This is a genomic window from Alteromonas sp. W12 (genome assembly GCF_001924945.1).
Lineage (GTDB): Bacteria > Pseudomonadota > Gammaproteobacteria > Enterobacterales > Alteromonadaceae > Alteromonas > Alteromonas macleodii.
This window is the reverse complement of record NZ_LQXH01000003.1, coordinates 1-6,734: the sequence shown is the minus strand read 5'-3', so window position 1 is coordinate 6,734 and position 6,734 is coordinate 1. Positions and strand designations below refer to the sequence as shown.

At 42.0% G+C, this 6,734-nt stretch carries 7 protein-coding genes, 4 tRNA genes and 1 rRNA gene; all 12 read right to left on the bottom strand.

Features of this window, described 5'->3' with window-relative positions; all coding sequences use genetic code 11:
* Positions 1-240, bottom strand: a 240-nt coding sequence (locus AWH61_RS07630; RefSeq protein ID WP_249922618.1) for a GTP-binding protein, incomplete at its 3' end; no start/stop codon positions are given.
* 67 nt (positions 241-307) lie between these two features.
* A tRNA-Thr gene (locus tag AWH61_RS07625) sits at positions 308-383 on the bottom strand.
* A gap of 7 nt (positions 384-390) precedes the next feature.
* Positions 391-465, bottom strand: a tRNA-Gly gene (locus AWH61_RS07620).
* A 33-nt stretch (positions 466-498) separates the two neighbouring features.
* A tRNA-Tyr gene (locus tag AWH61_RS07615) sits at positions 499-583 on the bottom strand.
* Positions 584-590: 7 nt separating this feature from the next.
* Positions 591-666, bottom strand: a tRNA-Thr gene (locus AWH61_RS07610).
* A 109-nt stretch (positions 667-775) separates the two neighbouring features.
* The gene (locus AWH61_RS07605) at positions 776-1,534 is read right to left on the bottom strand and encodes a type III pantothenate kinase (RefSeq protein WP_075176699.1); all 759 of its coding nucleotides are present in this window, start codon (positions 1,532-1,534) and stop codon (positions 776-778) included.
* A gap of 148 nt (positions 1,535-1,682) precedes the next feature.
* Positions 1,683-2,669 (bottom strand): bifunctional biotin--[acetyl-CoA-carboxylase] ligase/biotin operon repressor BirA, encoded by a 987-nt coding sequence (birA, locus tag AWH61_RS07600; protein ID WP_039222269.1) that lies wholly within the window; start codon positions 2,667-2,669, stop codon positions 1,683-1,685.
* Positions 2,666-3,697, bottom strand: a complete 1,032-nt coding sequence (gene murB / locus AWH61_RS07595) for a UDP-N-acetylmuramate dehydrogenase (protein ID WP_075176698.1) — start codon at positions 3,695-3,697, stop codon at positions 2,666-2,668. The genes birA and murB overlap by 4 nt, the downstream gene beginning before the upstream one ends.
* A gap of 172 nt (positions 3,698-3,869) precedes the next feature.
* The gene (locus tag AWH61_RS07590) at positions 3,870-5,435 is read right to left on the bottom strand and encodes a methyl-accepting chemotaxis protein (RefSeq protein ID WP_075176697.1); all 1,566 of its coding nucleotides are present in this window, start codon (positions 5,433-5,435) and stop codon (positions 3,870-3,872) included.
* Between the two features lie 332 nt (positions 5,436-5,767).
* Positions 5,768-6,295 (bottom strand): hypothetical protein, encoded by a 528-nt coding sequence (locus AWH61_RS07585; protein WP_075176696.1) that lies wholly within the window; start codon positions 6,293-6,295, stop codon positions 5,768-5,770.
* A 47-nt stretch (positions 6,296-6,342) separates the two neighbouring features.
* Positions 6,343-6,480 carry a hypothetical protein gene (locus tag AWH61_RS20130; RefSeq protein ID WP_156086956.1) on the bottom strand — a complete coding sequence of 46 codons (138 nt, stop codon included), beginning with the start codon at positions 6,478-6,480 and terminating at the stop codon, positions 6,343-6,345.
* 147 nt (positions 6,481-6,627) lie between these two features.
* Positions 6,628-6,734, bottom strand: a 5S ribosomal RNA gene (rrf, locus tag AWH61_RS07580); the annotation flags it as partial.

Here is a 6,734-nt window from a genome sequence, read left to right as displayed (position 1 = left end):
TACGTGTGCGTAGTGACGAGTAGGAGTGTCATATTCTACGTGTGAAGTAGAAATGGTGATACCACGTGCTTTCTCTTCAGGCGCGTTATCGATTTGATCGAAAGCCTGTGCGTTACCGCCGTAAGTTTTAGAAAGAACTGTAGTGATAGCTGCAGTTAGGGTAGTTTTACCGTGGTCAACGTGGCCGATTGTACCCACGTTTACGTGGGGTTTCGTACGTTCAAACTTTTCTTTTGCCATTTCTATTATCCCAGCAAAGTTACATTAAAAAATTTAGAAATTTTACATGAGCTGGGGAGAAATAAACTGGTGCTGATAGGCAGATTTGAACTGCCGACCTCACCCTTACCAAGGGTGCGCTCTACCAACTGAGCTATATCAGCACTGATTTGGAGCGGGCAGCGGGAATCGAACCCGCATCATCAGCTTGGAAGGCTGAGGTAATAGCCATTATACGATGCCCGCAATCCTAATTCTCTGGCCACCTCATAGAGAAAGTGGTGGAGGGGGCAGGATTCGAACCTGCGAAGGCTGAGCCGGCAGATTTACAGTCTGCTCCCGTTGACCGCTTGGGTACCCCTCCAGATTGATGGTGCCGACTGCCGGAATCGAACTGGCGACCTACTGATTACAAGTCAGTTGCTCTACCAACTGAGCTAAGTCGGCACTACATCAAGTGGGTGCGCATTCTAGAGTATTGTTTAACTCTGTGCAAGTGTCTTTTTGAAAATTTTTCAATTTTCTTTTTTGACCAATTTTTCAACTAATCAAAAACTTACGTCGATGTTCCCTTTAGAAGTTCACTTCGAGCGTAGCGGGCAAGACCCTGCATCACCAAATGAGCGAGGCGCATGTTATCAGCAGATTTTAAGAATGCAAACACTTTTTTGTCTCCACCCCCTAAAATTATGTCAAATTCGGTTTGTTTGCTTGATATGTAATCAACCGCGCTCAAATAAACACCATATAGGGCAGCATGACACCCTGTTGCCACACAATCTTCTGTATCAGTCCCCACTCCAAAGGTGGTCGGAATTTCATCATTCGCGAACACTTTTTTAGTTGAAGCAACCAATGCATTACGCATTACTTGAAAACCAGGCACGATCCAACCGCCTAAATGTTGACCATTCACCACAAAATCAACCGTTATTGCCGTACCTACATCCATAACAAAAAATGCTTTTTTTGATTTTTCTGCAGCACAGACCATGGCAAGCCATCTATCAACGCCCATTTTTTGAACATTCGCGTAACTATTTTTTATGCCGAAGGCTTCTTTTTCTGTGTGCTTTTCTACAAAAACAATATTTCGCTCGTTACACATGGCGGATATTTCATCAACCAGCTCCTGATTTCTTACCGAAGCTATATATAAATGGGAAATTTTTTTCTGAGAATCGATAAAAGAGAAGAGAGAATTGGCATCTTCGCATGCATTAGGCTCTTCTTCTGCATGACAAAGCAGTGAATATTTTATTCGGGTGTTACCGATATCCACTAATATGACGTGGTTTTCTTCAATGTTGTTCATATTTTTGGTTTCAATCGCAACGCAATGCGTAAAACGAACGGATAAAACGCTATTTAAAAATCACAAAGATGAACTACGAAGTACTTTTATTATAAATAATGGCTAAAATCTTCGTAGCTCAGCTATAAAATAAAACAAAAATAAAAAGTTAATTGCCTCTAAGGCTAACTTCGCCACCGTGGAATCGGGTAATACCGTCTTGTGTTTCAACTAGTAGCGCGCCGCTGGCGTCCACTCCCCTATCAATTCCGGAAAAACGCTTCTCACCCATTTGTAAAACAATGCGTTTATCGGCGTATAAGTCGAGCGCTTCCCAATATGCTGTGAATGGCCCGAAGCCCTGCTGGGTAAATTTAGGTAAATAAGACCAAAGCGATTTAATTATTTCTGCCGCCAATGCATTTCTATCTGGGATAGTGCCCAAATATGACGCAAGATCGCTATGAGGCTGACCAACATCGTACTGATTATCGGGTACGCAAACATTCAAACCTATGCCGATAACACTATGCGCCGTAGCGCCTATTTGCCCTTCTACTTCAATAAGTACGCCCGCAAGCTTTTTACCTTGCAAATAAATGTCATTCGGCCATTTAAGCTCGGCGTCTTCTACGCCAAATTCTTTAAGTGCATCGCAAACTGCCAAGCCTACCAATAAAGAAAGTCCTGCCATGCTTTGATAACCGTCGGGAAAAGACCAGTACATAGAAAAAGTTAAGCTTCCGCCAACTGGCGCTAACCATGAACGGCCGTGTCTACCGCGTCCATCGGTCTGAATTTCAGCAAAAACGACATCGCCGTTTTCAAGATCTTCTCGTTTGCTGGCAATACGCTTCTTCATTTCCGTATTGGTGGAAGGTAATACCGACTCCACATCAATAACCGCTCGTTTTGTATTGCCTAAATGACGTTTAATGCTGTCGGCGCTTAACAATGGAAACCCTCGTTCTAAACGGTAGCCTTTACCTTTTACTTTGAATACATCTAATCCCCAATCGGCGAGTTGGGAAATATGCCCTGCAACTGCTGTGCGCGAAAGGCCCACTTGCTGTGCAATGGTTTCCCCTGAGTGAAACTGGCCGTCGGACAACAAAGCGAGTATATGTTTTCTTATAGCTTTTGATGCTTGTCTCATAGCGAAATAAGTCCTTTGCTTCCTAATAAGCGCACTTCTGGCTCAAGCTGTATGCCGAACTTACCCTGTACGCTTGCTATGATATCTTTTGCCATGGTTATTACATCACTTCCGGTGGCGCCACCTAAGTTAGTAAGTACCAATGGCTGTGTAGGGTGGCATCGTACTTTATTCAAAGTCTTGCCCTTAAAACCTGCCTGGTCGATAAGCCACGCGGCAGGAATTTTTATTTGTTCTTTTTCAGTGGCTGGCAGCTCAACACCTCCGTGCACCACAAAATGGGGCACTGAATCATACCCTTGTGCGATCGCTTGAAACACAGCTTTTGAAACCACTGGGTTTTTGAAGAAACTTCCTGCATTGCCTAGCTCGGCAGGATCGGGAAGTTTGCTCTTCCTAATTTCTATTACCTTACTATACACCTTTTCTGGTGTAGGCTCAGTGAGTGCCGCTAGTTCGCCATAGCTGGTCTCAAGTTCGTAGTGCTTGGGCAGTTTAAAGTTTACATGAGTGATTAGCACTTTGTTCGCTAGTGCATGCTTGAACACACTGTCTCTATAGCCAAATTGACAGTCTTCATTGCCCAACAATACCTGCTCGCCGGTTTCAAGAAATACACACTCTACTTTGTCGATCAACGTATTCACTTCTCGTCCGTACGCACCAATATTCTGAATTGGGCATGCGCCTACTGAGCCAGGTATTAAGGCGAGGTTTTCGAAACCATACCACTTCTCTTTCATACACAAAGTGACGAAGTCATGCCAGTTTTCACCTGCACCTACACGTAAGTAGTGGTGACTTTCAGTATCAAAATGGCTTATTCCCTTAATCTCGTTAACCAGAATTGTACCGTCAAAGTCGTCAGTGAAGACTGAATTGCTTCCACCGCCCAATATATAAATGGCTTTGTTATTGTTTTTAGAAGTTTTGAAGATAGACAGGAATGAAGTAACGTCGCTAAACGACTGGATAGAATCACAAGAAGCGGCGAGGCCAAATGTGCTGTATGGTTGTAGTGAAGGCATAGAGTTTTACGAACTGCGAACAATTCGCTAATGGTAGGGTAACGAAGCAGCAAATAAAAGCGCAAAGAAGGAATAATATTGTTGCCAATATTGCTAAGCGCTAGAGCATTACCACTTTCATTCGTTAAAGTGAGAAAACGGAAGCTAGCGCTTATACGTAAATACAGAGAACTTACTGCTCTTTGGCTTTATAACCAATACGAAACCCTCCCCAATGTTTACCGTTCACATATATCGGTGCAGATAGATCATGCATGACCTCACCTGTATCTCGTTTGTAAGTTTGTAGCAAGAAAGTAGAGGTATTGCTGCCACAACGACTTCCGGTTTTGTCATCGAATATCCGTTTCGTTCTGTTATTTGCTAAATCCGTATCGTAATTACCAGTAAGGGGCTGACTAAACTTCTTGTTGTGGGTAGGAAAGTAACCATTTACGTCAACTGCGCCGGCATAAATAATGAAACTATGTGTTTCTAATAAAGGTTCTTGGATAGCGGGAAGTACTTCGTCGGTGAACTTATCAAAAGGTGTTGTGTGCTTTATAGGATTAGTGTTCGGTATAGGTGAATAGTCAAAATTAAACAGCTTTGCTTCCGATATTTTCCCTTCTGAAATCGCTTGCTCGAAACGCTTTCCAACAGTTTTAGCTGCATTTACTGCAATGTCTCTAACTTCGCTGTTTCGATCATTTACGTCGAAGCTTTCCAGCAGCCTGAAGATATCTTCAGCTTGACTACTCAGTGATAGCGCCTGAGTAGAAACATCAGTGAGGTCGTGCTCTAATTTTTCTGTCGTCGTGTGCAACTGAAGTATATTGGTACTTATACCTGCGCTATGCTCTGCATTATTTTCTACCATTGCTTGCATAGCGCCCATCGATTCTCGGGCTTTTGTAGAGAGCATACTGGAGTGTGAGATAGCTTCTTCGCTCTCCTTTAATTTCAAATTCATGTTATCACTAGAGTTAAGCACCGTTTCCATAGTAGCCACTGCGGCCTGGCTACTTGTATTCATATCCTGCAGCAAACTTTCAATTCCTGAGGTGGCATCGGTTGTTTTCTTGGCAAGCTCGCGTACTTCATCAGCAACGACGGCGAAACCACGTCCTTGATCTCCCGCTCTTGCAGCTTCAATAGCAGCATTAAGCGCTAGCATATTTGTTTGATCGGCCAATTGGTTAATGGTGTTTGTTATTGTACTTATTCCCTCGGCCTTACTTTTTAATGTAGTAAGCGCTTCAGATGACGCATTTATGTTTTTAACCAGCTGCTGTTGCTGGCTTAATACTTCTTTTAACGACGTACTGCCGAACTGCGTTTTCTCGTCAGATTCATTCATAGAAAATGCAGCATTCTTGGCAAGATCATCTAACTGAGTTGAGGAAAGTTCTAATTGTTGGAGTCTACCGCTCATCTCGCCGATGTTCGCGACTTGCTCATTAAATGCTTTTGATAACTGCTCTAAAAAGAAAGAGATAGAAGCACCACCAATTGCAATGTTACTCGCGGCATGACTAACTTTCGTTGCATCATTGCTGTGTGCATTGTTCTTATAATCGTCAGTTAGAACAATTTTACTAGCGGCTATATTTTGGTTTTGAAATACCTTCTCAATAATAAAGGCCGCAAAAAGGATAGTAAGAAACGTAGCAACTGTAGAGATTAGTAGATGTGAAGTAACAAAAGACATCACTACATTAACGAGACCGGCAATAACAGCTAAAACTAAATACTTCATCAGGCGCACTTAACATTTCATTAACACCTTAAAAATGTAAAGCGTTTTAAACCAATTATCCATAAGCGGATAGTATTAGTTATGGGGTCAGAGTACTTTATTAATTGAGCATTGTATTCATTAGCAAATGAAACAAACGCTTCAAGGTACGAGTTGTCAGATTAATGAAGTGAGTAGATTGACTCTACCCCATTAGTAATGGGGTCAGAGTACTTTATTGGCTGAGTATTGTATTCATAGTAAATAAAATAAACACTTCAAGGTACATGTTGCCTCACTCGTAAGGAGTGTACTTTACCTGGGCTCTATTGCTTACAAACGCTTTTTTATTACTAACTGTTATCTGGTACTAACTCATTAAGGTGCAAAACCATCCAACCGTTAATATAAATATTTCGAGGCCGCCTAGCATCGTAAATGGCACCAGACGCAACCAACTCATTTACTCTTGTTTTGCTAAGTACAAGGTTATCAACACGATAGTAATTGCGTAGCAATAACGCTTTATCAAATTTCGCGTGTTGACTTGGTGAGACAGGTGTTGTGTGAGCAATGTTTCCGACTTTAAAAGTAAGAGTATCATTATCGACACTAAGTAATTTCAAGGGGACATAGCGAAATCGAGCATCCGATGAAGGATCTATAGCTCTATAGTCAATATAGAAAAAGTCGTTTTTCTGAGGATTAGCTAAGACCCGCTCTTTTTCACTATTTTCAATAAATGCATTACCAACAAAGAAGAATGCTATTAGAAGAAAGCAAACAAGTTCTGCATGCAGCTTTAATAGAGCGGTCACTGGTTCAAGTTGAAAATTACCCCGCAAATAAGCTGGGTTATTATTGAATGGTAAGGCTGACATACAAACTTTCTAGCTGTTTAGTGTTTTTATACCATACCGATTATTTTTCAACCTGTCGCTTTTTCTATACATTCAAATAAGTCCACAGCATTGATCCCTCGAATAATGGGGTCAGAGTACATTTCTCTAATAAGGTGTGCTGGCGAATTAGAGTACTTCTCCCACACTGTTATGAAATCACGCATAGTTTAAATTCGTTTTTTAAAAAAAGTACTCTGACCCCAATTTGAGGTTTTGCTGAGGGGATTGGGGATTAATGTACTCTGACCCCATTATTTTTCTTTCTTCCAAACGCAAAAAACCCGCCGTTAGGCGGGTTTCTTTTTAATGGGACCTGGCAGTGTCCTACTCTCACATGGGGAAGCCCCACACTACCATCGGCGCTAATACGTTTCACTTCTGAGTTCGGAATGGAGTCAGGTGGTACCGTATCGCTATG